The sequence below is a fragment of the Halalkalirubrum salinum genome (genome assembly GCF_005543295.1).
GTDB lineage: Archaea > Halobacteriota > Halobacteria > Halobacteriales > Haloferacaceae > Halalkalirubrum > Halalkalirubrum salinum.
In genome coordinates, this window is the sequence record NZ_SRSG01000059.1 from 42,314 (window position 1) to 66,234 (window position 23,921).

At 61.0% G+C, this 23,921-nt stretch carries 28 protein-coding genes; 14 read left to right on the forward strand and 14 right to left on the reverse strand.

Going from position 1 to position 23,921, the window contains the following annotated elements:
* Window positions 1–49 precede the first annotated feature (49 nt).
* Window positions 50–709: a peptidase gene (locus E5K03_RS15560; RefSeq protein ID WP_138007715.1), complete on the reverse strand. Its 660-nt coding sequence runs from the start codon at window positions 707–709 to the stop codon at window positions 50–52.
* 139 nt (window positions 710–848) lie between these two features.
* Between E5K03_RS15560 and E5K03_RS15565 the strand changes: the two genes are divergently transcribed.
* Together E5K03_RS15565 and hisG are read left to right on the forward strand one after the other, a co-directional pair.
* On the forward strand, window positions 849–1,790 hold the full coding sequence (locus E5K03_RS15565; protein ID WP_138007716.1) for an alpha/beta hydrolase: 942 nt from the start codon (window positions 849–851) through the stop codon (window positions 1,788–1,790).
* 32 nt (window positions 1,791–1,822) lie between these two features.
* The gene (hisG, locus tag E5K03_RS15570; RefSeq protein ID WP_138007717.1) at window positions 1,823–2,668 is read left to right on the forward strand and encodes an ATP phosphoribosyltransferase; all 846 of its coding nucleotides are present in this window, start codon (window positions 1,823–1,825) and stop codon (window positions 2,666–2,668) included.
* Window positions 2,669–2,779: 111 nt separating this feature from the next.
* Here the strand turns inward: hisG and E5K03_RS15575 are convergent, their stop codons facing one another.
* The 3 genes from E5K03_RS15575 to E5K03_RS15585 form a co-directional block, all read right to left on the reverse strand.
* Window positions 2,780–3,160, reverse strand: coding sequence for a DUF7473 family protein (locus tag E5K03_RS15575; protein WP_138007718.1), 381 nt, complete (start codon window positions 3,158–3,160; stop codon window positions 2,780–2,782).
* A 62-nt stretch (window positions 3,161–3,222) separates the two neighbouring features.
* Window positions 3,223–3,780 (reverse strand): TATA-box-binding protein, encoded by a 558-nt coding sequence (locus E5K03_RS15580; RefSeq protein ID WP_138007719.1) that lies wholly within the window; start codon window positions 3,778–3,780, stop codon window positions 3,223–3,225.
* Between the two features lie 51 nt (window positions 3,781–3,831).
* Window positions 3,832–4,164: a DUF5658 family protein gene (locus E5K03_RS15585; RefSeq protein ID WP_138007720.1), complete on the reverse strand. Its 333-nt coding sequence runs from the start codon at window positions 4,162–4,164 to the stop codon at window positions 3,832–3,834.
* A gap of 71 nt (window positions 4,165–4,235) precedes the next feature.
* Here E5K03_RS15585 and E5K03_RS15590 point away from each other — a divergent pair, with 71 nt between their 5' ends.
* A complete protein-coding gene (locus E5K03_RS15590) occupies window positions 4,236–5,228 on the forward strand; it encodes a methyltransferase domain-containing protein (protein WP_240730054.1) in 993 nt (330 codons plus the stop codon).
* A 61-nt stretch (window positions 5,229–5,289) separates the two neighbouring features.
* Here E5K03_RS15590 and E5K03_RS15595 read toward each other — a convergent pair whose 3' ends face one another.
* Window positions 5,290–5,691: a PIN domain-containing protein gene (locus E5K03_RS15595; RefSeq protein WP_138007722.1), complete on the reverse strand. Its 402-nt coding sequence runs from the start codon at window positions 5,689–5,691 to the stop codon at window positions 5,290–5,292.
* A gap of 3 nt (window positions 5,692–5,694) precedes the next feature.
* Entirely contained in the window at window positions 5,695–5,961 is a 267-nt protein-coding gene (locus E5K03_RS15600; protein ID WP_138007723.1) for an AbrB/MazE/SpoVT family DNA-binding domain-containing protein, read from the reverse strand.
* A gap of 107 nt (window positions 5,962–6,068) precedes the next feature.
* Here E5K03_RS15600 and pyrE point away from each other — a divergent pair, with 107 nt between their 5' ends.
* The 3 genes from pyrE to E5K03_RS15610 all read left to right on the forward strand — a co-directional run bounded on the left by pyrE (window position 6,069) and on the right by E5K03_RS15610 (window position 7,546).
* Window positions 6,069–6,593, forward strand: coding sequence for an orotate phosphoribosyltransferase (gene pyrE, locus E5K03_RS15605; protein WP_138007724.1), 525 nt, complete (start codon window positions 6,069–6,071; stop codon window positions 6,591–6,593).
* A gap of 77 nt (window positions 6,594–6,670) precedes the next feature.
* Window positions 6,671–6,760 (forward strand): hypothetical protein, encoded by a 90-nt coding sequence (locus E5K03_RS18035; protein ID WP_449267303.1) that lies wholly within the window; start codon window positions 6,671–6,673, stop codon window positions 6,758–6,760.
* Window positions 6,761–7,546, forward strand: coding sequence for a DUF7089 family protein (locus E5K03_RS15610; protein WP_138007726.1), 786 nt, complete (start codon window positions 6,761–6,763; stop codon window positions 7,544–7,546). It abuts the gene before it with no gap.
* 27 nt (window positions 7,547–7,573) lie between these two features.
* On the opposite strand, the gene E5K03_RS15615 is transcribed toward E5K03_RS15610, so the two are convergent.
* Together E5K03_RS15615 and E5K03_RS15620 are read right to left on the reverse strand one after the other, a co-directional pair.
* A complete protein-coding gene (locus E5K03_RS15615; protein ID WP_138007727.1) occupies window positions 7,574–8,158 on the reverse strand; it encodes a DUF7090 family protein in 585 nt (194 codons plus the stop codon).
* A gap of 87 nt (window positions 8,159–8,245) precedes the next feature.
* Window positions 8,246–8,710 carry a DUF2391 family protein gene (locus E5K03_RS15620; protein WP_138007729.1) on the reverse strand — a complete coding sequence of 155 codons (465 nt, stop codon included), beginning with the start codon at window positions 8,708–8,710 and terminating at the stop codon, window positions 8,246–8,248.
* Between the two features lie 107 nt (window positions 8,711–8,817).
* Here E5K03_RS15620 and E5K03_RS15625 point away from each other — a divergent pair, with 107 nt between their 5' ends.
* Together E5K03_RS15625 and E5K03_RS15630 are read left to right on the forward strand one after the other, a co-directional pair.
* Window positions 8,818–9,498, forward strand: coding sequence for a class I SAM-dependent methyltransferase (locus E5K03_RS15625; RefSeq protein WP_138007730.1), 681 nt, complete (start codon window positions 8,818–8,820; stop codon window positions 9,496–9,498).
* Window positions 9,499–9,501: 3 nt separating this feature from the next.
* Window positions 9,502–9,870, forward strand: a complete 369-nt coding sequence (locus E5K03_RS15630) for a hypothetical protein (protein WP_138007731.1) — start codon at window positions 9,502–9,504, stop codon at window positions 9,868–9,870.
* Between the two features lie 3 nt (window positions 9,871–9,873).
* On the opposite strand, the gene E5K03_RS15635 is transcribed toward E5K03_RS15630, so the two are convergent.
* The gene (locus E5K03_RS15635; RefSeq protein WP_138007733.1) at window positions 9,874–10,278 is read right to left on the reverse strand and encodes a DUF6069 family protein; all 405 of its coding nucleotides are present in this window, start codon (window positions 10,276–10,278) and stop codon (window positions 9,874–9,876) included.
* The gene (locus E5K03_RS15640; protein ID WP_138007736.1) at window positions 10,279–10,515 is read right to left on the reverse strand and encodes a YgaP family membrane protein; all 237 of its coding nucleotides are present in this window, start codon (window positions 10,513–10,515) and stop codon (window positions 10,279–10,281) included.
* Window positions 10,516–10,677: 162 nt separating this feature from the next.
* Between E5K03_RS15640 and E5K03_RS15645 the strand changes: the two genes are divergently transcribed.
* Window positions 10,678–10,971: a hypothetical protein gene (locus E5K03_RS15645; RefSeq protein ID WP_138007737.1), complete on the forward strand. Its 294-nt coding sequence runs from the start codon at window positions 10,678–10,680 to the stop codon at window positions 10,969–10,971.
* 102 nt (window positions 10,972–11,073) lie between these two features.
* Here the strand turns inward: E5K03_RS15645 and E5K03_RS15650 are convergent, their stop codons facing one another.
* The 3 genes from E5K03_RS15650 to E5K03_RS15660 all read right to left on the reverse strand — a co-directional run bounded on the left by E5K03_RS15650 (window position 11,074) and on the right by E5K03_RS15660 (window position 15,215).
* Complete coding sequence (locus E5K03_RS15650) at window positions 11,074–12,165, reverse strand: ABC transporter ATP-binding protein (protein ID WP_240730055.1); 1,092 nt, start codon at window positions 12,163–12,165, stop codon at window positions 11,074–11,076.
* Between the two features lie 61 nt (window positions 12,166–12,226).
* Entirely contained in the window at window positions 12,227–14,089 is a 1,863-nt protein-coding gene (locus tag E5K03_RS15655) for an ABC transporter permease (RefSeq protein ID WP_138007744.1), read from the reverse strand.
* A complete protein-coding gene (locus tag E5K03_RS15660; RefSeq protein ID WP_138007745.1) occupies window positions 14,046–15,215 on the reverse strand; it encodes a thiamine ABC transporter substrate-binding protein in 1,170 nt (389 codons plus the stop codon). Before E5K03_RS15660 ends, E5K03_RS15655 begins: the two co-directional genes overlap by 44 nt.
* A gap of 280 nt (window positions 15,216–15,495) precedes the next feature.
* On the opposite strand from E5K03_RS15660, the gene E5K03_RS15665 reads away from it, so the two are divergent.
* From E5K03_RS15665 to E5K03_RS15680, 4 genes are read left to right on the forward strand one after another with little or no spacing between them, the layout of a single operon-like run.
* Complete coding sequence (locus tag E5K03_RS15665) at window positions 15,496–16,860, forward strand: ethanolamine ammonia-lyase subunit EutB (protein WP_138007746.1); 1,365 nt, start codon at window positions 15,496–15,498, stop codon at window positions 16,858–16,860.
* A 4-nt stretch (window positions 16,861–16,864) separates the two neighbouring features.
* Window positions 16,865–17,614, forward strand: coding sequence for an ethanolamine ammonia-lyase subunit EutC (gene eutC, locus E5K03_RS15670; protein ID WP_138007747.1), 750 nt, complete (start codon window positions 16,865–16,867; stop codon window positions 17,612–17,614).
* 27 nt (window positions 17,615–17,641) lie between these two features.
* Entirely contained in the window at window positions 17,642–19,099 is a 1,458-nt protein-coding gene (locus tag E5K03_RS15675) for an ethanolamine ammonia-lyase reactivating factor EutA (protein WP_138007748.1), read from the forward strand.
* A 59-nt stretch (window positions 19,100–19,158) separates the two neighbouring features.
* Window positions 19,159–20,283, forward strand: coding sequence for an AI-2E family transporter (locus E5K03_RS15680; protein ID WP_138007749.1), 1,125 nt, complete (start codon window positions 19,159–19,161; stop codon window positions 20,281–20,283).
* Here the strand turns inward: E5K03_RS15680 and E5K03_RS15685 are convergent.
* The gene (locus tag E5K03_RS15685) at window positions 20,200–21,705 is read right to left on the reverse strand and encodes a stage II sporulation protein M (protein ID WP_171006719.1); all 1,506 of its coding nucleotides are present in this window, start codon (window positions 21,703–21,705) and stop codon (window positions 20,200–20,202) included. The genes E5K03_RS15680 and E5K03_RS15685 overlap by 84 nt on opposite strands.
* A 107-nt stretch (window positions 21,706–21,812) precedes the next feature.
* Here E5K03_RS15685 and uvrB point away from each other — a divergent pair, with 107 nt between their 5' ends.
* Window positions 21,813–23,876, forward strand: coding sequence for an excinuclease ABC subunit UvrB (uvrB, locus tag E5K03_RS15690; RefSeq protein ID WP_138007751.1), 2,064 nt, complete (start codon window positions 21,813–21,815; stop codon window positions 23,874–23,876).
* Window positions 23,877–23,921 lie beyond the last annotated feature (45 nt).

A 23,921-nucleotide genomic window follows, 5' to 3' on the forward strand; every position in this document is an offset into this window, starting at 1 on the left:
CGCGATCGATCACTGTCGGGGTGGTGAGCGACGATCGCTCCCAGCGCTTTCACCGTTCCCTGAGCCGATCGATCCGCTGGCCGAGTGGCGGCTGAATCTCGACCCACGTTCCGAGACTCGCCTCCCCGGGAGTGACGCCGCGGATGTCGGCGACAGCCTCGAATGCGTCGGCCAACGTCGCAGCACCGACCCGATCGCCGGCCCGACGATCCGCAAGGAACTGCAACCGTCGCCCAAACCAAAACAGCACCAGCGCGGCCACAGCGATCGCGAATAGGCCGTCACCGAAGTCGAGCCAGCCGGCGAACATCGCCGTCGCAATCCCGAGAACGGCCGCTGCCGCGGCGATTCGGTACTCGAGGTACAACAGTCGGGCCCGTTCGACCTCGGCGGCCACCAGTGGGGTCGCAATCTCCGGATCGAGCGTCTCCAGCACGTAATCGCTGACGAGCAGGTAGCGGTAGCCGGGCGGCCCGCGGATCGTGACCGAAATCGACGCCTCGCCAACGGTGTCGAGCACCCGAACCGCTGCAGGAGAAAACTCTGCTGGGCCAAGGAGGTTCGAAACGATCGCTGCCTCGTCTTCAGTCGTCTCTCGGGCATCCCGGACACGGAGCAACGCCAGCGGGCCGACGGTCGTCGCAACAAACAACAGCGCCACCGCGGCGAGCACGAAGACGATCGGATCGAGCTGGACCTGCAGGAGCATTCGAGCGTGGTTTCGGGGCGATCGGCGAAAGGATTTCGCTCGCGATCGTTCGGTTCGATGGGAGCCAGCGAACCACGCAGGCGTGCGGCCCCTGGCAGTCAGCGAACCACATAGGTGGCTCCGTCTCGTTTGCACATGTATGCACGCCGACAGCCTGGACCCGCAGGCGAAACGAGCCGTCGATCGGCAGGATCGAATCCCGTTCCCACACAGCCGCCGCGCGTTGCCAGTCTTTCGCCTCCTCGAGCGCATCTTTACTCGTCTCGAAAACAGATCCCTCCCGAGCGTTGGCCGGACAGTCGATCGAACGATCCCCGGTCCTGCTGGCGACATCGACGCACGGTTGTTCCTGCCCGAGGGCTCTGGTCGGTTTCCAACCGTCGTCTTCTTTCACGGCGGCGGGTACGTCTTCGGGAGCATCGACAGCCACGCGTGGCTCTGTCGGCACCTCGTCCGCGAGAGCGGTTGTGCAGTGCTGTCGGTTGACTACCGGCTTGCTCCCGAACATCCGTTTCCGGCCGCGGTCGAGGACGCGTTCGCCGCCGTCGAGTGGGCCGCCGCAAACGCTGATTCGATCGCCGGGACCGGAACGATCGCCGTCGCGGGCGACTCCGCGGGCGGGACGCTCGCTGCTGTGACCGCGCTCATGGCCGCCGAACAGGACGGCCCAGACATCGCGTATCAAGCACTTTTGTACCCGGCGATCGGGGCCAAACCAGACCATCCCTCGATGGAACACGCGGGGATCATCCTCAGCGAGGCCGACTTGCGGTGGTTCCGCGAGTGCTACTACGATAGCGAGATACACGAGCGAAATCCCTACGGAGATCCGTCAAACGCAGTTGATCTCTCCGGGCTCGCTCCTGCGACGGTGTTGACCGCAGGGTTCGATCCGCTGCGAGACGGCGCGCGAGCCTACGCCGAACGGCTTGTCCGCGACGGTGTCCAGACGCGCTACGTGAACTATGAGGCGATGCCGCACGGCTTTTTGACGTTTCGGGAGGTCGATCGCACGCGAGAGGCGATCGCCGACATCGGCGACGATCTAGCCGATGCGATCGTCGACAAGCCGCGACACTAGTTCTTATACGTCGGTGCGGCGAACTGCCGGGTATGCGCATCGCAGTGCCCAACAAGGGCCGCCTGCACGAGCCGACGATCGAACTGCTAGAGCGGGCGGGCTTACACATCGAAAACGGCGCAGACCGCAAGCTCTACGCGGAGACCGTCGATCCCGACGTCACGGTACTGTTCGCCCGCGCCGCTGACATTCCCGAATACGTCCACGATGGGGCCGCAGAGATGGGGATCACCGGGCTCGATCAGGTCCGCGAATCGGGCCGCGAGCTGGCAGAGCTGCTGGATCTCGCGTTCGGCCGCTGTCGGCTCGTCCTCGCCGCGCCTGAGGACGGCGACATCGCCTCGCCGGACGATCTGGCCGGCAAGACCGTCGCGACGGAGTTCCCACGGATTACGCGGACGTACTTCGACGATCGAGGGATCAAGCCGTCGATCGTTGAGGTCACCGGCGCGACCGAACTTACCCCGCACGTCGAGATGGCCGACGCGATCGTCGACATCACCTCCACCGGAACGACACTTGCGGTCAACCGACTGGCGATCATCGATGAGGTGCTGTCGAGTTCCGTTCGGCTGTTCGCTCGTCCAGACGTGGTCGACGACGGGAAGGTCCAACAGGTGACGACCGCGCTGTCGTCTGTGCTGGCTGCCAGCGGCAAACGATACCTGATGATGAACGTCGCCAGCGAGGACCTCGATGCTGTTAGAGACGTAATCCCAGGAATGGGCGGCCCAACTGTCATGGACATTGCCGGCACCGATGACGTCGCCGTCCACGTGGTCGTCGACGAACGAGAGGTGTTCGAGGTTATTACGGATCTCAAGTCGGTCGGCGCGAGCGACATCCTCGTGACGGAGATCGAGCGGTTGGTCGAGTGAGTCCAGTTCGAGCGATCGGTCGAGTGAGTCCAGTTCGAGCGATCGGTCGAGTGAGTCCGGTTCGAGCGACTGGTCGAGGGAGTCCAGAACGAAACAGTATTCCGATCTCGATCACAGCGGGGCAGACGCAATAAGCGCGACAACACCCACCAAGATCGCCCCAAGGAGGATCGTCACGACGACGTGGATGGCCGTAATGTACGCCGAGAGCCGACGATCTTCGCCGTAGAGATACGAAATTGCAGCAAAGTCAATGGCGAGTGCAACTGGCAGCGCGATCGCCGCAGAGATCTCAAACACCTGTGACGTTGTGGAGATGACCGCAGGAAGCGGGCCAACGCCGAGTGCTGAAATGAACTTGACGTCCCCGAGAACGTTTCTCGCGGCGATGTGGGCAGTAATCGAAAGAAACAGCGCGAGTAACCCCACCGTGCCAAGAACGGCAGTCGTCGACGCGTCAGTCTGCAGTGCGATCGACGCAAACAGCTCCATAGTGTGGGTTCGTTCTAGGCGACACTATCGGTTTCGATCCGAGAATACCCAGACGTGCGTCCTCACAACAGGCCGAGATCGCCGAGTTTCTCCTCAATAACGGCGATCGCTGCGGCAGCGTCGCCGGTGTCCTTACCGCCGGTGATGACGACTTTGCCGGAGCCGAACAACAACGAGACGACCTCCGGGTCGTCGAGCCGGTAGACGAGGCCGGGGAACTGTTCGGGTTCGTACTCGATGTGTTCGAGCCCGAGACCGATCGCGATCGCGTTGAGGTTCAACTGCACGCCAAGATCTGCGCTTGCGACGATGTTTTGGACCGTGATCTCTGGAGTACCTTCGATTGGGATGTCGAGCGCGCGGAGCTTTCCGAAGACGATATCCAGACTCTCGTGGACTGCGTCGGGTGAGCTTGCACCAGTACAGACGATCTTTCCGGAGCGAAAAATAAGCGCTGCGGACTTCGGATCGGTCGTCCGGTACACCAACCCGGGAAACTGTTCTGGATCGTAGTTCGCACCGTCGAGGTCCATCGCGACGTTCTGGAGGTCAAGCTCAATGCCGATATCCGTCGAAGCGACGACGTTCTCGATCGAGATCGACTCCGCTGAATCGCTCATACTCACTGGTTGGGGAGGCCGCCGTATAAAACCGACTTATATACTAGCTGCTCAGCACGCCCCGTCTCGACGGCGGAGCGTACGGACGTTTGCGATGGTGACACCCGCGCCGAGGACGGCGAGAACGATCGGAATCCCGACCGCGATCGAACTCTCGCGAATGAGCAGGTAGCCGCCCGCACACACCCCGAGTGCGCTGAGCTTGAGGACTGCAAAGCCGATCGGCGTGGGACGATCTGAGAGAAGATACCGGACGGCCGGGTTAGCCTCGACGACACCGGTACGGCGGACCGCGAGCACCGTCGTCAGATAATCGCCGACACCGTAGCAGCCGATCGCCGCGATCCAAGCCAACAGATCGAGGGACACGGTCGATACGAGCACGGATGCAGCGATGGTGGGAAGACACTCGTCGGTTTCGATACGCTCATACCCGTTCTGGCCGACCCACCGGTGTGTACTGTCTCGAACTCGTCGGCGAGGAGGATCGCTTTGCCGCCCGCGAAGCCGAGGCCGCAGCGACGGCGATCGAGCGAGTCGCACCGGGAGTCGCGACTGCCAGAGGAATCGATCGTGAGCGAGCACAGGGGCTTGCGTACACCCGGTTCATCTCCGAACTGGTTGGGAAATCAACCGCCGATATCGAGGCCGCTCGATTGATACTCGAGGCAGCATCGTTCGATCGAACCGGCTCGATCGCCGTCAGAGCTCGCGACGTACGCGCCAGCACCGAAATCGATACCCAGACAGTCGAACGGGTGCTCGGGAGCGTGCTGGTCGATCGCGGCTTCACCGTCGATCTCGACGATCCTGATCACGTGCTTCGAGCAGTTTTTTCGCAGGGAGCCCTCGACGGTGGGGAGCGATCGACCTGTCTGCTCGGCTGGCTATCCGTCGAAACCGATCGGGATTTCACCACCCGCAAGCCGACTGACCGACCCTTCTTTCAGCCCGGCAGCATGGCCCCGATGGACGCACGAGCGTTCGTCAACCTCGCCGGTGGCGGCCCAGATACAACGGTGTTGGATCCGATGTGTGGCACGGGTGGTGTGTTACTCGAAGCGGGGTTGCTCGGCGCGCGGCCGATCGGCGTCGACGCCCAGGCGAAGATGGTTCGCGGCGCACAGACGAACCTCGCGGCGTACGTCCCCGACTGCGAGGCGGCCGTGATCCGCGGCGACGCAACTGACCTGCCGCTTCGCGACGGATCGATCGACGCGGTCGTCTTCGATGCGCCGTACGGCCGACAGTCGAAGATCGCCCGCCACGGCCTCGCTGAGTTGGTCAGCGGTGCGCTCACCGAAGCCCGTCGGGTCGCGCCTCGGGCGGTGATGATCGCGGACCGCTCGTGGGCAGACGCAGCCGAGGCTGCCGGCTGGACGCTCGAGGATCGGTTCGTCCGGCGGGTTCACCGATCGCTCGATCGGCACGTCCACATCCTTCGGTAAGAGTGGCCGACGTGTGTACTGTTGTTTGGTAACCAAACAGCAAATATACTACTCTACCGAGTTAGTTGGTGGATTCAGATTCTAGGGGTATGCGATCGAGGCCAACAGTATCGTAGTCTTGTTCCGTCGAAAGAACGCGCGTTTTTGTTGTCGTGACGAATCCAGCGTGAAGCGCATCAAACGGGGTCAGATCGTATTCATCAATGAACGCTGCAGCGGCCAGCACTACATCCTCATGTGTGTTCGGTCGGATCGGAACCAGTTCGAGAAGGTTAGTAATCGCCCGCGGCACATCAATGTCGTACGCAGCAGCCTCGCGGTCGTAAAACAATACCAAGACCTCGGCGTATGCGAGTATTGAGGTATGGATATCCTCGTGCTCTTCGAGCGCGTGGATAGCAGCATCCTGAAGCCAATCGTCGTCTTTCACCAGCGCAGTGAGAAAGTCAGTTTCGACATACACGGTTCACTCCTCGCTATCTTTCGACCGATCTTGTGCTTCCGCTCGAGCCTCTTGGGCGATCGATTCGCGTACGCCTGTTTTCAGTTCATCGACATCTGTCTCTGCGAACGCATCGCCAACGGCTGCTCGGAGGCCTTCCACTGGGTCTGCGTCGACTGGAAAGAGCGCAACGTGGCTTGGGAGTTCGACAATTCGATACTGGTCACCGAATCGGTCACGAATCTCCTTTGGGAGGTAGATCCGCCCCCGTTCATCTGTCGACTTCGACATAGCGTGTATATGTGTCATACGGGAAAATATATGAATATTCCCGTGTCCCTGATCGATCGCAGCAGCGATCCGTTCGTTTAACCGCCTGGACTGCGCTGTGATTCCTAATGGTCGACAGCGAACTGATCGCAGCACTTCGGGACGCAGAGGCGGTGCAGTACGGCGAATTCGAACTCTCTCACGGCGGAACGAGCAGCTACTACGTCGACAAGTACCTCTTCGAGACTGACCCGGTCTGTCTGGACCTGATCGCAGCGGCGTTCGCCGATCGCATCGGCGAGGAGACGCTTGCGGGCGTCGCCCTCGGGGCCGTCCCACTCGTTTCCGTCACCGCTGTTGAGACGGGAAAGCCGTACGTGATCGTCCGCAAGAAAACAAAGGAGTACGGGACCGCAAACCGGATCGAAGGCCGCCTCTCGGCGGGCGATCAGGTCGTTGTCCTCGAAGATATTGCAACGACCGGCCAGAGCGCCCTCGACGCGGTTGAAGCGCTCCGTGCGGCCGGGGCGGTCGTCGATCGCGTGCTCGTCGTCGTCGATCGTGATGAGGGTGCCGCCGAACTGCTCGCAGACCACGACGTGCAACTCGAAGCACTCGTGACAGCCGAGGATCTCTTGGACGCTGATGCGTAGGCAATCTGAACTATCATATTCTCGGCTGATCGGCCGATACTGAAGCGTTTAAGCGACCACCGGATGTGGGTGTACGTATGAGCAAAGCAACCAAGATCACAGTCGGAACGATTGCGGTTTCGGCGATTCTCGTGATCGCGATCGTCCTCTCGTTCGCACTGGCATAGATGTTCACTGAGCGATCGTTATCGCCCCGCGTTGGAGCGGTCCGAGACGAGTACGCGCCCGACGCACTCACGTTTACGATGGAGTCGGACGCCGAAACGCTGCCGCCGGCCGCCGCCGAAGAACTCGGGCTGGTTGTCGACGCGCTCGATCCGACGACCTATCCCGAGGAGTGGCTGCCCGACGACGCCCCAGCACTACTGCGGCGCTACGCCGGCGGCGACTTCACAATTGGCATGCCCGGCGACGGGACCGTGATCTGGACCCGTCAGACTGAACCCCCCTGCGTCTTTGTCAAACACCGTGGGACAGGAACGCCCGAGGCCTTCCTCGAATTCCTGCTCGCGGAGGCGTACGTACAACTGAACCGCGGGGTCCCAGAGCACTTTTTGCCGTTCTTCGGAGAACGGTATCAATCGCTCGCCACGGCCGCGAAGCTCGGTCCAGGCGACACCTACCAGCTTGCGGCTGCGCTGTTCGACGCGTGGGTGGGCCTCCAGACCCGCGAGGTCTTTGCCGACTGGGACGATACCCACCCCGAGATCTACGACGCGTGGCTCGACGCCGGCTCGCGGCTCGACGGACGACTCGGCGACCTCTCCGGAGAGGTTGCCCGCGGGTCGACCAGCTTTGCGGAGGCGACTGAATACGCCTGCTCGGCGGTGAAACACGATCTGGATCTTCCCGCCCCGTTCGCCGCGCTCGACACACAGGTGTACCACGAGCATGGAGCGAGCTATGCGGTTCGGTGGACCGAAAAGACGTTCGATCAGCTCAGAGATACTTGACGGTTGCTGAACGGACGCTTGAGGCCGCTACTCGTTCATTTCGACGCGCACACCGCCGTCACCGTCGAGGGTGACGACGCCGTCGAACAGCGATTTGAACCGATCGATCGTCGCCTCGTCGTGGACCTCGACCGAGAGGTGGAACAACCCGACTGCGTCATGTTCGTCCAACAGGTCGAGGAATGATTTCGTTGCCTCGTAGACGCCGTCTTCGTCGGCGTAGTACGCCATCTCGGTGAGCGAGTCGACGCTGATCCGGCGTTTACCCTCGTGGCTTTCGAGAAATCGGCGGGTCTGTTCAACAATTCCGTCGAGGTCGTCCGGCGAGGAGACGTAGTGGACGTTCTCCGAGGATCGCCGCGAGTAGCCGCGCTCAACCGAGAGGGTATCGAGGATAACCGCACGAGACTCGTCGACATCGTAGTGTTCAAGCTTTTGTTCGACCTCGCGAGCGGTCGTTCGTGTCGAGACGACGAGGAAGCGATCGGTGTCTGTTTTCAGAAAGTCAGTGTCGATCCGATCGGTTTCACCGATGCTCGGGTGAATCAACAACAAGCCCGTCCCGCCCGGAAACGAGTCGGGGGCGTTCTCGATTGCCAACGAATACTCCATATCAGAGGCAACCGCCCTGTACCCTTAATCCTTGATGCCACGGCAGAACAGCGGATGCCCGACGCCGACTGTCCTCGCAGCCGTCGATCAGTATACGCTGTCAGCAGTCGCTGCGCCGACAACACTGAACACCGCGCCGACGCTCACCGCTTTGAACGTCACAGCCGTCATCTCCACGGTCGTGAGACCGTTCTCACCGAGGAACGTTTCGGGCGCGTTGAACGCCAACGCGAGAACGGTAACCGAGCCGAACGAAACGATCATTAACGAGAGGAAGCGAACGGGAATCCCGGCGACCTCAACCTCGTGATCGGCGTCACGCTTCGTGTCGGCCTTGTAGAGGGCCGCGTAGCCGATCGCGGCGACGATCCCGACAGTGGCAAGTGTCTGCCAGATGTTCATTGCCCCTGCAAGAACCCACACCTCCTCGGTGACGACGAACGGCCCAGCCAACAGGAAGCCGCCGACGATCTGTTGGGCCGAATCGGCGAGTCGGAACTCCGGCTTGAGCCGCCTCGCCGTGTCCAGTCGAAGCCGTGGTCGTGATCTCATACCGGTGGCGTGGTTCCCGGCGGTGTTAGGCGCACCGATCGCGGCCCAAAGCAGTGCTCGCGTCCCCAGACCGAACTCGTTTACTCGATGCCGAACCACTGACGTGTATGAGCGTTCGCGAGGAGTTCGACGAGTGGGCTCGGACGGGCCGCGATCGGGGGATGGAAGCGCGCCACTGGCACACCGCAAAGCACGCGCTCGCACGGATGCCTGTGGAGCCAGGTGAAACAGTCCTCGACCTTGGCACCGGCAGCGGCTACGCGCTGCGGGCGTTAGCGGAGACGAACGAAATCGGCCGGGGCTACGGTCTCGATGGGGCCCCCGAGATGGCACACAACGCGGCGGGATACACCAACGATTCGAACGTCGCGTATCTCGTCGGTGATTTCGACGCGCTGCCGTTCGACGATAACAGCGTTGACCACGCGTTTTCGATGGAAGCGTTCTACTACGCGGCCGACCCCGAGCACACCCTCTCGGAGTTAGCCCGTGTGCTTCGCTCGGGTGGCGCGTTCTACTGTGCAGTCAACTACTTCGAGGAGAACGAGGCCTCCCACGCGTGGCAGGACAACATTAGCGTCGACATGACGCTGTGGAACCGCCGTCAGTACCGCGACGCCTTTCGATCGGCAGGGTTTCACGTCGCTGAACAGGACACAATTCCCGACCAAGAGATCGAAATTCCACCGGAATCGGCGTTCCCGATCGACGGCTGGGAAACCCGCGAGGCGATGGTCGATCGCTACCGCACTTGGGGGACGCTGCTCACCGTCGGGGTGGTGCCATAGCAGATGATCGACGAGGAACCTCCCGCAGAGCCGCCACACGAAGTCGACGACGTGCCGACCATCAGCTGTTCGATCTGCGATCGCGAGTGGCAGCTGACGTACGAACTCGACGAGCTTCGGGTCGGCAACCGCGCGGTCGAGCAGTTCGCGCTCGATCACAAGCGCCATACCGGGCACTTCCCCGATGAGGTCATGCCGTGGGTCGTCACCTGTACGGAGTGTCCAGACGGCGAGGCGTATCTCGAGGAGCGACCCGCCGATCGGTGGGCACACGCTCATGCCAGACACGCCCGCCACGCGGTCATCGTCGAACACGAGTCGATCGACGGCGAGCGGACGATCGAGCCGCCCGAATCAGACAGCCTGGGGTAATCTCTAAGAGCGCTCCGGCAACGTCAGAACCGCGACGATCGCGGGCGGGACGTGCAGTGCCATCAAACCAATAGCTTCGCTCGTTGTCACACTCTCACTAGCAAACAAAAGTGCGATATCTGGAATGAATGACAGTACTAAAACAGCTGCGGCAACGCGGACAAATGTCCGGTCTGGAGTTGCAACACGCTGGCTAAGTAACCCGTAGACGACCGTTGCACCACCGATTCCGAGGGACGTCCAGACCGCAATAGCCGGATATCGGAAGAACGCTGTCGACCCGATGAGATCTTGACTTAGCGCGATCCAACCGAGCACGAAGTTGATCAAAAGCGCAATGACAAGCGCACCAAGTCCTCGGGTTACAAGTGTTCCGATGGGGACTGGGGTGTGATTACTTATAGACATCTACGATCCAGACGGGCCAGAGTCACGTGGGCAGGAAGTAACACCCAACAGTGAGTACAGCGGGCAGTTTCCAGTCGCTGCTGTGGCGAGCATCATGACTGCAATGAGACCGAGTAAGGGCGAAAGTACTGCTGGGAGTGAGATAGCTCCAAGAAGGATCGCTAGTGAGGCAGTTCCGGCAACTGCACCGACGGCTATTCTGACGTTCTGGTCTACTGACCCGACGTTTTGTTTCACAGTACCGTTATGTCCGCCAGCCGTATAAAGTCAGTGTTGTGTTTGACTAGCACAATCTAACCCCAGATACCACACTATTCGCCGTAATTTGAGAATTTTAGATTTTGATATAGTTTAAATATCACAATATTAATACTCTTCCGGGCCATAAATTTAGTTGTAATGGATTGTCAGAAAGGTCGGCTGTTTGGTTCGGTGTTCGTGCTCTTGCAGGGATTAGTGACTGCGTTGTTCCCTCAGTTGAGCGTAAGGCTCACGAAAAAAATGATCGGCAGGAACTTTACCAACGCTTCTGATCTTGAGGCAACGCCAGCATATCTCCACCAGTTACGCGCGATCGGCGTCGGCATGGTCGCCGCGAGTGGTACGCACTTACTCTTAGAAAGTATTGAGGAGAAAGATACAGAGCCGTCTGCGATCGGCAACTCCGATGACCTCTCTACCAATGATGACTAAACGGTAGTCTCCGACCAAATTCTCGCGTTATGTTCGACGCAAACAAAAGCAGAAATAGAGACTCGTCGGATTCAAAGACGTGAATCCGAGGCGTCAAACCGCTTACTGACGATCGGCCGACACAATCCGGACAACTTCAGGGTCGAACGCGAGTGTCACTTGCCCGTCGATCGGATCGGTTGTCCGCACGAGGAGTTCGGTTTCGCCCCACGAGACGTGAACTCGAGTCGTCTCACCGAGAAACTCGGAACTGACGACCGACCCAGTCAGTCGGTTCAGCGCTCTGCCCGACTTTTGACCGCGGCCATCTTCACCGGATGTCACCGACACGTATTCCGGACGGACACAGATCGTTACGGCATCGCCGCGTTCGATCGATCGATCCGCCGGAATCGCCGCGCGAATGGAAGCGCCTTCGATGTCGATCGTCGCCGTCTCACTATCCTGCTCAATCGCCGTCACGCGGCCGGAAAATACGTTGTTGTCACCGACGAACCGTGCGACGAACGGCGTGTCTGGTCGCCGATAGATCGCCTGTGGGGTCCCGATCTGTTCGATCGCACCCCCCGAAAGTACGGCGACGCGATCGGAGACAGACAGCGCCTCTTCTTGATCGTGCGTGACGTAGACAGTCGTGATTCCCAGTTCAGACTGAATGCGCTTGAGCTGGAGTCGAAGCGACTCCCGAAGCTGGGCGTCGAGCGCGCTCATCGGCTCGTCAAGCAACAGCACTCGCGGTCCCGGGGCGAGTGCTCGCGCGAGCGCAACTCGCTGTTGTTGCCCGCCGGATAGCGAGTCGGGCTCGCGATCGTCCATTCCCGCCAGATCAACGAGCGCCAACAGCTCCTGAACTCGTTCGTCCGGCGACAGATCGCCCGGAGGATCTGTGAACTGGAGGCCGTAGCCGACGTTTTCGGCAACAGTCATGTGCGGAAACAGCGCGTAGTTCTGGAAGACGACGCCAACCCCGCGGTTCTCCGGCGGAACACCCGCAACGTCCTCGTCATCAAAGCGGATCGCCCCGCTCGTCGGCGCCTCGAATCCGGCGATCAGCCGCAGCGTCGTCGTCTTCCCGCAGCCAGACGGGCCCACGAGCGTAAAGAACTCGCCGTCGGCGATCGACAACGTTGCGTCGGCGATTGCAGTTGTCTCTCCATACCGCTTTGACACGCCGTCGAGTTCGATCGTCGTCATCGATTGTGTCCTCCGTATCTCACAGTCCATCCTCCGTATCTCACAGTCCATCCTCCGTATCTCACAGTCCACCACCTCGTTCTTCAACATCGCCGCCGAAGCGATCGACGACGACGAAACTCGCCGCCGTCACAACCAGTAAAACACATCCCATCGCAGTCGCCGGACCGAGCCGCCGACCGAGGTATCGTTCGATCGCGACTGGCATCGTGTACTCTCCTGAGCCGGTCGCGAGCACGATCGTCGAGTTGAACTCGCCGATGCTAATCGCGACGGCGAAGGCCGCCCCGGCAACGACGCCAGCCCGGACCAACGGGAGCTCAATGTCGAGGAGCGTTCTCGTGCGTGTCGCCCCGAGGCTCCGTGCAGACTCAATCATTGATCGATCGATCGCCGCAAGTCCGGGCGTCACGTTACGGGTAACGAAGGGATACGCGCTTACGGCGTGGGCGGCGACGATCGCCAGCGAGCCGCCGACCGCGATCCGCCAGCCGGCGATCTCGACGCCAAACACCAGCCCGCGAAGCAGCCCCAGCCCGACGATGATCCCCGAAACCGCGAGCGGGGCCATCGCGATCGCGTCAACGAGCTTCCGACCGCGGTACCGCCGCGTGGTCACCACCGAGACGACGACGCCCATCGGCACAGCGACCGCGAGGGTTCCAAGTGCAAACATGAGCGAGTTTCGAATCGCGCCAAGCGGGCGGACCTGAAAGCTCGCGCCCGTCGCCTGTCGTTCGAGTAAGAACGCGTAGTGTGCCAGCGTAAACGAGCCGTCGCTGGCGGTCACGCTCGCAAGAATCATGCTGACGATCGGGCTGAGGAAGACGAATGCCGCGATCACGGCGTAGCCGGCGATCGCGAGCCGAGTCATAGCTGCCTTTGGTGTCCACCGATCAGGCAGTAACGACCGTCGAGGCGGTGGGTGGACACCGCGGCGAGAGATCCGTTTGGCGTCCTCGTAGCGGAGGTACCCGTACAGCAACCCAAGAGAGATAACGAGCTCAATAATTGCAAGCGCCGCGGCTTCCGTGTAGTTGAGATTGATAAGCTGGCGGTAAATGAACACCTCAATCGTTGCCAGCCCGTAGCCGCCCAGCGCGAGGACGATCGGAAACGACGCGAAGGTGAAAATGAACGTCAGCGCCGATCCCATCAAAATCGCGGGCATGAGTTGGGGAACGACCACATCGAGTGTGGCTCGCAGCGGCGATGCGCCGAGACTCCGGGCGGTTTCGATCGCTCGAGCGTCTACTGACTCCCAGGCGGCGGTCACGATCCGCGCGACGAGCGGCGCGTTATAGAACGCATGGGCGATCAAAATCGCCTTGAGCGTGAACATGAGTTCGACGGGACCGAGCCCGATGATCGCGAGCGCGCTGTTGAGCGTGCCGTTCGCGCCGAAGGTTGCGACGAAGCCGACTGCGACCATGATCGACGGTAGCACGAACGGCAAGATCGTCAGCGACCGCAGGGTTCGCCGGCCCGGAAACTCGAACCGCGCGAGCAGCCACGCCGCGGGCAGCCCGATCGCGACGCTGAGCACCGTCGAAAGCGCGGCCTGATAGGCCGTAAACGCGAAGATGTCGAGGTAGAACCGATCGGAGAGGATGTCAACAAACGCCGAAAGCGTGGGCGATCCGTCGACGATCACCGCCTCGACAAAGACAGTCGAGACCGGATAAAAAAAGACCACAACCAGGAGGGCTGCGGTCACGATCGCACCCGCCTGGAGCGCGCGGGCTTCCGTCCCGCGGACGAGCCGGCCTCGGCGATCGTCAGACCGGCCTATGGAGCGAGAATCCTCGTCAGACCGGCCTGTGGAGCGAGAGGCCTCGTCCGGGGTATCCGCGTCGCTTACGGGGGTGTCAGCTCCCCCATCAGTTGCCGGCGAACTGTCGGTTCCAGGCGTCGACCCAGTCACTGAGATTCCCTTGGAGTTCGTCGTATGTGAACGTCACTGGTTCTGGCGGTTCGTGGGCGAACTCGTCGTATTCGGGATCGAGTTCTGCGGTCGTCGTGGCCGGGAAGACGACGTTTCGCTCGGCAATTTCACCCTGAACGTCCGGCCGAAGCACGAACGACATGAACGACTCGGCGAGATCGATCGCCTCGCTGTCCGCAAAGCGTGCCATTCCTTCCGGGTTCGCGTACGCCTGATCGTTGAGGAACCGGATCTGGTGTTTACTGAGGTCTGCGTCCTCCATGTTTGCGAACACCTGATCGGTCGAGTACGAGACGACCATCGGCGCTTCACCCTCCGTGTACGCCGCGTACGAGTCCGACCACGATCCAAGGACCCGAACGTCGTTGTCCTGTAGCTCTGCCCAGTAGTCGAGGTACTCCTCTTCACCGATCGTGTGGATCGTGTGCAACAGAAACGCCCGGCCCGTCTGGCTTTCGGGACTCTGTGCGAGCAGCTCTCCGCGGTGGTCGTCCGCAAGTAGCCCCTCGAACGTCTCCGGGGCCTCGGTCTCGTTCTCGTCGTATACGAGGCTGATGTAGCCGGTTTCGAACGGGACTGCTCGGTTGTCTGGATCGAACACCAACTGTTCGCGAATGTCGGCCGCACCCTCGATCTCTCCTGCGGCCGCAAATAGCGACTCGTCGGCGTTCTCGTCAACTCGAATCAGATCGTCTGTTGTGACCCCGAGGTAGAGGTCGGCCTCGATCGTCGATCCGGCGTTCGATCGCTCAATATAGTTGTTGAGCCCGTTCGAGGGCGTCTCCCAGACGAGTTCGACGTCGTATTCGTCCTCAAACGCCTCCTTGAGCCACTCGCCGGGACTGGTGCTTGGGGCGTCCAGGAATGATTCGTACGTACCGACAGTCAGCGTCGTCGGCTCGTCATCGCCATCGCCGTTTGCGGTGCCGTCGTCGCTGCCGTTGCCGTTTCCGTCGTCACCGCCGTTGCCGCCGTCGTCTCCGTTCCCATTGCCATCATCACCGTTTCCGTTGCCGGTCCGCTCAGCGGAACAGCCTGCAAGCAGCACTGCCGTCCCGGCCGCGCCAGCCGATCGGATGAACCGTCGCCTGTCTATGTTTGTCATTACTGGATGATCACACCCAGTGGTACTTATGCCATCCGATCGGTGACCACACAGTCTTCAAGCAGCGATCGTCGGCGATCGGGTCAAAACGCCAAGTCGGGTTTTCGGGCGGAGCTGTCGGAGTCCTCTCGATCGTCGGTTCAACCCCGAAACTGTTGACTCACAGAGGTGTCTTCTTGGGCTCTGTAAACAAGCCTACTTTCTATTCAAAAACTTTTCTTGAGTAAGAACCCACAAAATTTGAAGACTGTGGGCGAAGATTTCACACATTGAAGAAAAGATGGTAATTACCTCTGCAATCGGTAGGGAACGCACAACATTCGACTCGGTGACAGAGGTACTCGCAAAAGCCAACGAGCGCAAGACTGGCGACGAGCTTGCGGGTGTCGCTGCCCGATCGGATGCCGAACGCGTTGCCGCCAAAGACGCACTGAGCCAGCTCACACTTGAAACACTCCGGGAGAATCCAGTTGTTCCCTATGAAGATGACGAGGTAACCAGAGTGATCCAGGATGCCGTCCGCGAGCCGGTCTACGAGCGAATCCGCGACTGGACAGTCGGTGAACTCCGCGAGTTCCTCGTCGACAGCACCACGACCGACGAAGACATTAGCGCCATCCGACCGGGATTGACGAGCGAGATGATCGCGGCGGTCGCGAAACTAATGTCGGATATGGATCTCGTCTTGGTTGCCTCGAAACTGACGGTGACCGCTCGCTGTAACAACACAATCGGCGAGCCCGGCCGGCTCTCGTTTCGCTTGCAACCGAACGATCCGGGCGACGACATCGAGAACATCCTCGATTCGACTCGTGAGGGACTCGCCTACGGCGTTGGCGATGCGGTTATTGGCGTTAATCCAGTGACTGACAACGTCGCAACGACGACCGAGATATTGGAAGCGACCCGCGGAATCATCGACGAATACGAGATTCCGACCCAGAACTGTTGTCTCTCGCACGTGACAACCCAGATGGATGCCATCCGTGAGGGGGCACCGGCGGACCTGATCTTTCAGAGCCTCGCGGGCACTGAAGCCGGCAACGACGAGTTCGGTGTCGACGTGGCGATGCTTGATGAGGCCTACGAACTCGGAACGCGCCGGTGCAGTTCTGCCGGTCCGAACGTTATGTACTTCGAGACCGGCCAGGGGTCTGAGCTCTCAGGGGACGCCCACCATGACGTCGACCAGGTAACGCTTGAAGCGCGGTGTTATGGCCTTGCCAAGCGGTACGATCCGTTCATCGTCAACACCGTTGTTGGCTTCATCGGCCCCGAATATCTCTACGACGGCAAGCAGGTAATCCGCGCTGGACTCGAAGATGTCTTCATGGGAAAGCTGCACGGCATTTCGATGGGCATCGACGCCTGCTACACCAACCACATTCAGGCCGATCAAAACGATATCGAGCGACTGGCGATGTTGCTCGCAAACGCCGCGAACTACTTTATTACAGTTCCGATGGGCGACGATGTGATGCTCAACTACCAATCCAACAGCTACCACGACGCCGCCTCACTCTGGGAGTTACACGACCTTCGGCCGGCGGCTGCCTTCGAAGAGTGGCTCGAAGAGATGGGCATCATGCACGAGGGGCGACTCACGGAGAAGGCGGGCGATCCAACGCTATTCGCTGGAGGCTAACCCAATGACAACCACCAATCCACCGGACGACCACGACGACCGTCTCGATCGCATTGCCGACCGCAACCCCTCTCGGCTTGGCGTGGGGCGGGCAGGGTCACGACCGCGAACCCAGACGCTTCTCGAATTCCGATCAGACCACGGGATCGCTCGGGATGCAGTCCAGAGCCACGTCAGCGACGCACTCGTCGAGGAGATGGGGCTCTTTGCCATCCAGACACTCGTCGAAGACAAAGATGCGTATCTCGCCCGACCCGATAAGGGCCGAGAGATTGCCGCGGAGACTGCCGAGTTGCTTCGCGAGGAATGCCAACAATCACCGCAGGTTCAGTTGATCGTCGCTGACGGGCTGAGTTCGACGGCGATCGAGAAGAACATTCCCGATCTCCTGCCGATTCTCCTCGATGGACTCGACCAGCGCGGACTCGACGTCGGGACGCCGATTTTCGTGACCTACGGCCGGGTTGACGTCATGGATGCAATCGGCGAGGAGCTCGACGCCGAGTCCTGTCTGGTCCTGATCGGCGAGCGGCCCGGATTGGCAACTGCCGAAAGTCTGAGTGCCTACATGGTCTACGGCCCCGAACGCGGGACGCCGACAGCGAAAAAAACGGTGATTTCCAATATCCATGCTGGTGGGCTGCCACCGGTCGAAGCCGGCGCTGAAATTGTCGATCTGATTGCCGAGATGTGTGACAAACAGGCCAGCGGCCTCGATCTTACTGCCGCAGACCGTGAGTTCGCGAAGGGATAAAGCTGCGGACACCGAAGCGCCGTAGCAATGGTGTTCAACCCGCCCACGGATGCTGGGACACTCACAAGCGTCGGGATCGACGTTGGGACCACAACGACCCATGTCGTCGTCAGCGAGTTGGCGGTCGAATCCGCTGGCGCTTCCGGATCGGAGAAGCTCGCGATCGGCGATCGGACAGTTCGCTTTCGCGGCCCAGTTCACGAAACGCCACTTATTGACCCAGAAACCGTGGACATCGACGCGGTGGCCGAACTCATCGCGTCTGACCTCAAGACCGCTGGCGTGGCACCTGAGGCAATCGATACAGGTGCAGTTATCGTGACTGGTGAGACGGCCCGTACCGCGAACGCCGAGCCGCTGGCGTACCAACTCGCCGACGAGAGCGGGAGCTTCGTCGTTGCCACCGCCGGCGCAGCGCTTGAGGCAATCCTGGCTGGGCAGGGGGCTGGATCGGCCGCCTATGCAGCCGACTCGGGAACAACAGTCGCGAACGTGGATATCGGCGGTGGCACGACCAACACCGCCATTTTTGACGCCGACGGCGTGGTCGAAACCCGATGTCTCGACGTTGGTGGACGACTTGTCGGCGTTGCCGACGGAAAAGTCACAAAACTGGCCGATCCAGCCTGCACGGTTAGTGAGGCCCACGGCCTCGGTCTTGCAGTCGGCGACCCGGTCGATCGAGAGACCCTATCTGCGCTTGCAACGGCGATGGCTGGCCTCGTGATCGACTCGCTGCTCGGACCGCCGTACGACCCACTCACACGGCAGCTATCGATCGGCTCGCTCCCAGACGAGCCACAGGCGATCGATTCGATCGTCTTTACTGGCGGGGTCGGCCGACTGATTGGTGAGTATACTGCGGCTGCCGAGGACGATCCGTTCGCCTACAACGATCTCGGGCCATTGCTTGCTGGGGCACTCTCCGACGCGGCCGCTGACACAGGGATGACAGTAACACGGCTCTCGGAGGATTTGCGTGCAACTGTCATCGGTGCGGGAACGCACACAACACAGCTCAGCGGTCGAACCGTCTTCATCGACCTCGATCTGTTACCGCTTCGGAATCTTCCTGTGGTCTCAGCTGGCTCGCTGGCCGACATTGATGACAGCGATCTCACGGCGGCGTTTTCGACGGTGCTCTCGCAGGCGACCCAGCGGTATGACGTTCGAGATGTCGGCGGCGTTGCAATTGCGATCGACGACGTGGGTGATCTCTCGTACGATCGGCTTCGGGCGGTTGCAGCGTCGTTTGCAGCGGCACTGCAGGACGGCTATTCCGCATCGGTTCCGATTGTCGTCGTTACTGAGCAGAACTGCGCGAAGGCGCTTGGCCAATTGCTGCGTGCTCGCTGTGCAGACTGGCCACTCACAGTGATCGACGAACTCGCCGTTAGCACGGGTTCGTATCTCGATATTGGCGAGCCAATTGCGCACGGTGAGACGGTTCCGGCAGTCGTAAAGACGCTGGTGTTTGGGTCATAATTACGATAATCCCTCTCAGTCCCAGGAATATTTAGGTGCGTTCGGCCTGTCGTGCTCGCATGGTCAGCCGTGGGCAGGTCGTCGGTGCCGTGTTGATTGCGGCTGCAGCGTTTTCGGTGCTCGCGCTGTGGAACGTATTGGGGACGGTACTGTTCGCGATCACGATCGCGTACGTGCTCACACCGCTTCGAAAGCAGTTTCGCGCTCGTGGCGTCCCGAAACAACTCGCAAGTGTCGCGACAACGGCGTGTGCGGTGCTCGCGGTCGCGCTGGCGCTGGCGCCGATCGCCTATCTGCTCGTGATTCGCTTCGGTGATGTCGTCACCGCGATCGAAACCCTACCGGATTCGATCCCGCTCGAATTTGCCGGCTTCACGTACACAGTGTTGCTGTCGGATCTCACCACATTTGCGATTGCACAGGCTCAGCAGCTCGGAACGGCACTCGCCGCGTCGCTGCCAGTCTTATTGATAAAGTTCGCGCTGTTTGCCCTGTTGCTCTTTGCGCTGTTAGATAACGAACAGAACATCCAACAAGCCCTTCTCGGCAGTGTTCCACCGGAGTACCACGATATCGTTGAATCGCTCGCAGAAAGCGCCCGCGAGACGCTGTCGGCGATATACATTTTACAGGCGGCGACCGCATTCGGCACGTTTCTCATCGCCTTGCCGATCTTTGTGGCGTTCGGCTACGACGCGGCGATCGCACTGGCGACGATCGCCGGCATCTTGCAGTTCGTGCCGATCGTCGGACCAACAGTGTTGCTTGTCGCCCTCGCTGGAGTCGAACTACTCGCGGGGGATACGATTGGTGCCGTGTTGATTCTCGTCGGTGGGGGCGTGCTCATTGGATGGCTCCCGGATCTGTTGATCCGTCCGCGGCTCGCGGCGTACACCACTGACATACCGGGGAGCCTCTACTTCATTGGCTTCGTCGGCGGGCTGCTCACGGTCGGGTCAATCGGTGTCATCGTCGGCCCGCTCGCGGTTGGGTTGTTGGTCGAGTCGGCGTCGATCGCCGCCAGCGAGTACAACGGCGGTGAACAACGACAGCTCTCAGACGTGTACGATGAAACGCGTCAGACAAGCGATCAGGGGCCCTCAGCGACCGGTGAGGACGACCTCGGCGATGAAGGGAGTGAGGAACGCCTCGATGAATCCAGCGATCACGAAGACGATCGCTAACCCCAGAAGAACCCGGTAGACAAGTCGGAGGGCAGTATTGAGATCCTCTCGGGGTCGCTTCCCGCGAGCCGCGCCGATCGTCACCGACGCAAGATGAAATCCTGCGCCACAGGCGACGAAGATCGCCGGCAGTTCAATGATCCCATGGGGCGCAACAAGCGCGTAGAACACGAGCGGATCGCTGATGCCGAAGATTCCCCCGACGAGCGCGCCGTTGAACAGCAGACTGACGATCGTTGGAACGCCAACGACGATACCGCCGAACGCTGCACCCGCGGCGACGAGCCAGTTGTTGATTGAAAGCGAAACAAACGTTCCGACGGGGAACGTCCCGAAGACTTCGCCGATGTTCTCGGGCCCCTCGAATGGGATCGACGTGCCGGCGGTCAGCGACAGCCCAAAGGCGACCCCACCGGCAAAGACACCGAGTGCAGCGAGGTTGGCGATCGGATGATCCCGGATAAATCCGCCGAGTGATCGGACGCCGCCTCCAAACGCGGCGATCACGCGATCGCTCGTGGCTGGCCGGTCGATCGGCGTCTCGGTCCGGTCGGCGTAGAGCGCGGTTTTGAACGCGTCGGTAAATGGCAACAAAACCAGCGGCCCTGCGAGGCCGGTTACCTGTGAGACGCCGAGAAGGCCGAAAATCGCTGAAAGCGTTCCTGAGACGGCGAGGATCGCGATCGCAACGAGCAGGTAGCCGCCAAACGCCGCCGGGCGATTGATAATAAGCCCGAAGCCGCGGCGAATCCCGCCGAACACCCCAACGTCGTCGATGACGATCGCTTGCCCAGCAAACGCCAGTCCGAGGATTGCGAGGAGACCGATCGCCGCACCAACAACCAACGAAAGGACGATCAACAGCAGGCCGATCGGCGACGCGAACACGAGGGTGATATATATTGACACGGCGAGCGGAACGATCGCAATCAAGAACAGCCCAAACCGCACGAACGCCAACGCAACGAACGATTGCCAGCGATCGGCCATCCCGTCGACAGCCGCACGGACCCCGTCACCGCCGTCGAGCGCCGCGTACACCGCACTCAGCGTTGCCGCCGCGGACACCCCGCGTGCGACGATGCCGACGATCGTACTCGCGAAGATCCCGAGCACGAACAACGCGACCACCGCCGGTGTGAATACGTCGAGCAGCGCGGCCTCGAGGCCGGGTGGAATCCCTTCGGCTGCGCCGGGGTTCGCCGGGTCGAACGTCCCGGGATCGACGGCCTCGAGTTCGGCTATCAGTCGTTCGAGCGCGCCGCTTCGAATGAGGAGGTACGCGATCGCGCCGCCAGCTACCAACACAGGGACCTGTGCTGTCAAGAGCAAGCCGGTCGCGAGCAGGTACACGGGGAGGATATCCGTCGGGCGATCGACGAGCAGTCGGCCGCCAGCGCGGAGGAACGCAGCGATCGTCATGTGCGGGCCTACAGCCCCCATGGTTGTAGGTGTATCCGTTCTACGATGCGTCGCGTGGTGCCGCGATCGCCGCGGCTGTCAAGTACGTCGACCACCAACAAAATGTAATGAGTCGAAGCGATGCCGGGCCACTGTCGCCGGATCGACCCGGCGAGGACCGGCCCTTCCGGGTGGATGCACCGTTCGAACCCGCCGGCGATCAGCCGGAAGCGATCGCCGAACTCGCCGAGGGCTACGAGAGCGGAATGCGCCAACAGACCCTCCTCGGCGTCACGGGATCGGGCAAGACGAACACGGTCTCGTGGGTCATCGAGGAGCTGAACACCCCGACGCTCGTGTTGGCACACAACAAAACGCTTGCCGCACAGCTGTACGAGGAGTTTAAATCGCTGTTTCCGGACAACGCCGTCGAGTACTTCGTCTCCTACTACGACTACTACCAGCCGGAGGCGTACATCGAACAGACCGACACCTACATTGACAAGGACATGTCGATCAACGAGGAGATCGACAAGCTCAGACACTCTGCAACGCGATCGCTGCTTACCCGCGATGACGTGATCGTCGTCGCCTCGGTGTCTGCGATCTACGGGCTTGGCGATCCGACAAACTACGTCGACATGGCGATGCGGCTCGAGGTGGGTCAGTCGATCGGCCGCGACGAACTGCTCGCACAGTTGGTCGATCTCAACTACGAGCGAAACGACATCGACTTCCAGCACGGGTCGTTTCGGGTCCGCGGGGACACCGTTGAGATCTTCCCGATGTACGGCCGCTATGCCGTCCGCGTGGAGTTCTGGGGCGACGAGATCGATCGGCTGATGAAAATTGACACGCTGAAGGGCGAGGTCCAATCCACAGAGCCGGCTGTGCTCGTGCACCCCGCCGAGCACTACTCGATCCCCGAAGAAAAGCTCGAACGGGCGATCGGCGAGATCGAGGAGCTCATGGAACAGCGGGTGAACTACTTCCAGCGACAGGGTGATCTCGTCGCCGCCCAGCGGATCGAAGAGCGAACGACATTCGACATCGAGATGCTCAAAGAGACGGGGTACTGTTCGGGGATCGAGAACTACTCCGTGCACATGTCCGATCGCGAATCCGGCGAAGCGCCCTACACACTCTTAGATTACTTCCCCGATGACTTTCTCACCGTCGTCGACGAATCCCACCAGACGCTGCCGCAGATTAAAGGCCAGTTCGCCGGCGACAAGTCCCGCAAGGATTCGCTCGTCGAGAACGGCTTCCGGCTACCGACCGCCTACGACAACCGGCCACTCACGTTCGAGGAGTTCGGCGAGAAGACCGATCGGCTGCTGTACGTCAGTGCGACTCCCGCGGACTACGAGCGCGAGCACTCCGAGCAGATCGCCGAACAGATCGTTCGACCCACCCATCTCGTCGATCCGAAGGTCGAGGTCGCCGAGGCGACCGGGCAGGTGGACGATCTCATGGATCGAATCGACGCACAGATCGAACGCGGCGATCGCACGCTCGTCACCACGCTCACGAAGCGGATGGCCGAAGACCTCACCGAGTACCTCGAAGAGGCCGGCGTGGACGTGGCATACATGCACGACGAGACCGATACGCTCGAACGCCACGAGCTGATTCGGGATCTCCGATTGGGCAACATCGACGTACTCGTTGGGATCAACCTCCTCCGGGAGGGCCTCGACATTCCGGAGGTTTCGCTCGTTGCGATCTTGGATGCCGATCAGGAGGGATTCCTCCGCTCTGAGACCACACTGGTCCAGACGATGGGACGGGCCGCCCGCAACGTTGACGGGACTGTCGTGTTATACGCCGACAAGCGAACGGACTCGATGGAGGCCGCGATCGGCGAGACCCAGCGCCGTCGCCGGATCCAACAGGAGTACAACGCCGAACACGGCTACGAGCCGATGACGATCGACAAGCCAGTCGGCGAGACGAACCTGCCCGGTGCGAAAACAGATACCAGCTCGATCTCCGCGAGCGACACGCCCGAAGACGCCGACGAGGCGGCCAGACAGGTCGAGCTGCTCGAAGACCGGATGCAGGAGGCCGCGAACAATCTCGAGTTCGAACTCGCCGCGGATATCCGTGACCGAATCGGTGAGCTGCGCCGATCGTTCGATCTCGACAAACCTGACAAGGGTGTTGCGCCCGAACGCGGCGCGAAGTTTTGATCGGCCGGTTCGATCGCGGGCGGCTCACCGGCCGCCGATAGTCCC

Bases quoted from the DNA above. Each gene is read 5' to 3' on its own strand.
- E5K03_RS15630 (WP_138007731.1), top strand. From the start codon at position 9,502: ATGATCGACGAGGAACCTCCCGCAGAGCCGCCACACGAAGTCGACGAC.
- eutC (WP_138007747.1), top strand. From the start codon at position 16,865: ATGACAACCACCAATCCACCGGACGACCACGACGACCGTCTCGATCGC.
- E5K03_RS15560 (WP_138007715.1), bottom strand. From the start codon at position 709: ATGCTCCTGCAGGTCCAGCTCGATCCGATCGTCTTCGTGCTCGCCGCG.
- E5K03_RS15620 (WP_138007729.1), bottom strand. From the start codon at position 8,710: ATGAGATCACGACCACGGCTTCGACTGGACACGGCGAGGCGGCTCAAG.
- pyrE (WP_138007724.1), top strand. From the start codon at position 6,069: ATGGTCGACAGCGAACTGATCGCAGCACTTCGGGACGCAGAGGCGGTG.
- E5K03_RS15565 (WP_138007716.1), top strand. From the start codon at position 849: ATGCACGCCGACAGCCTGGACCCGCAGGCGAAACGAGCCGTCGATCGG.
- E5K03_RS15575 (WP_138007718.1), bottom strand. From the start codon at position 3,160: ATGGAGCTGTTTGCGTCGATCGCACTGCAGACTGACGCGTCGACGACT.
- E5K03_RS15600 (WP_138007723.1), bottom strand. From the start codon at position 5,961: ATGTCGAAGTCGACAGATGAACGGGGGCGGATCTACCTCCCAAAGGAG.
- E5K03_RS15675 (WP_138007748.1), top strand. From the start codon at position 17,642: ATGGTGTTCAACCCGCCCACGGATGCTGGGACACTCACAAGCGTCGGG.
- E5K03_RS18035 (WP_449267303.1), top strand. From the start codon at position 6,671: ATGAGCAAAGCAACCAAGATCACAGTCGGAACGATTGCGGTTTCGGCG.
- E5K03_RS15680 (WP_138007749.1), top strand. From the start codon at position 19,159: ATGGTCAGCCGTGGGCAGGTCGTCGGTGCCGTGTTGATTGCGGCTGCA.
- E5K03_RS15580 (WP_138007719.1), bottom strand. From the start codon at position 3,780: ATGAGCGATTCAGCGGAGTCGATCTCGATCGAGAACGTCGTCGCTTCG.
- E5K03_RS15625 (WP_138007730.1), top strand. From the start codon at position 8,818: ATGAGCGTTCGCGAGGAGTTCGACGAGTGGGCTCGGACGGGCCGCGAT.
- E5K03_RS15685 (WP_171006719.1), bottom strand. From the start codon at position 21,705: ATGACGATCGCTGCGTTCCTCCGCGCTGGCGGCCGACTGCTCGTCGAT.
- E5K03_RS15650 (WP_240730055.1), bottom strand. From the start codon at position 12,165: ATGACGACGATCGAACTCGACGGCGTGTCAAAGCGGTATGGAGAGACA.
- E5K03_RS15665 (WP_138007746.1), top strand. From the start codon at position 15,496: ATGGTAATTACCTCTGCAATCGGTAGGGAACGCACAACATTCGACTCG.
- E5K03_RS15645 (WP_138007737.1), top strand. From the start codon at position 10,678: ATGGATTGTCAGAAAGGTCGGCTGTTTGGTTCGGTGTTCGTGCTCTTG.
- uvrB (WP_138007751.1), top strand. From the start codon at position 21,813: ATGAGTCGAAGCGATGCCGGGCCACTGTCGCCGGATCGACCCGGCGAG.
- E5K03_RS15610 (WP_138007726.1), top strand. From the start codon at position 6,761: ATGTTCACTGAGCGATCGTTATCGCCCCGCGTTGGAGCGGTCCGAGAC.
- E5K03_RS15635 (WP_138007733.1), bottom strand. From the start codon at position 10,278: ATGTCTATAAGTAATCACACCCCAGTCCCCATCGGAACACTTGTAACC.
- E5K03_RS15660 (WP_138007745.1), bottom strand. From the start codon at position 15,215: ATGACAAACATAGACAGGCGACGGTTCATCCGATCGGCTGGCGCGGCC.
- hisG (WP_138007717.1), top strand. From the start codon at position 1,823: ATGCGCATCGCAGTGCCCAACAAGGGCCGCCTGCACGAGCCGACGATC.
- E5K03_RS15615 (WP_138007727.1), bottom strand. From the start codon at position 8,158: ATGGAGTATTCGTTGGCAATCGAGAACGCCCCCGACTCGTTTCCGGGC.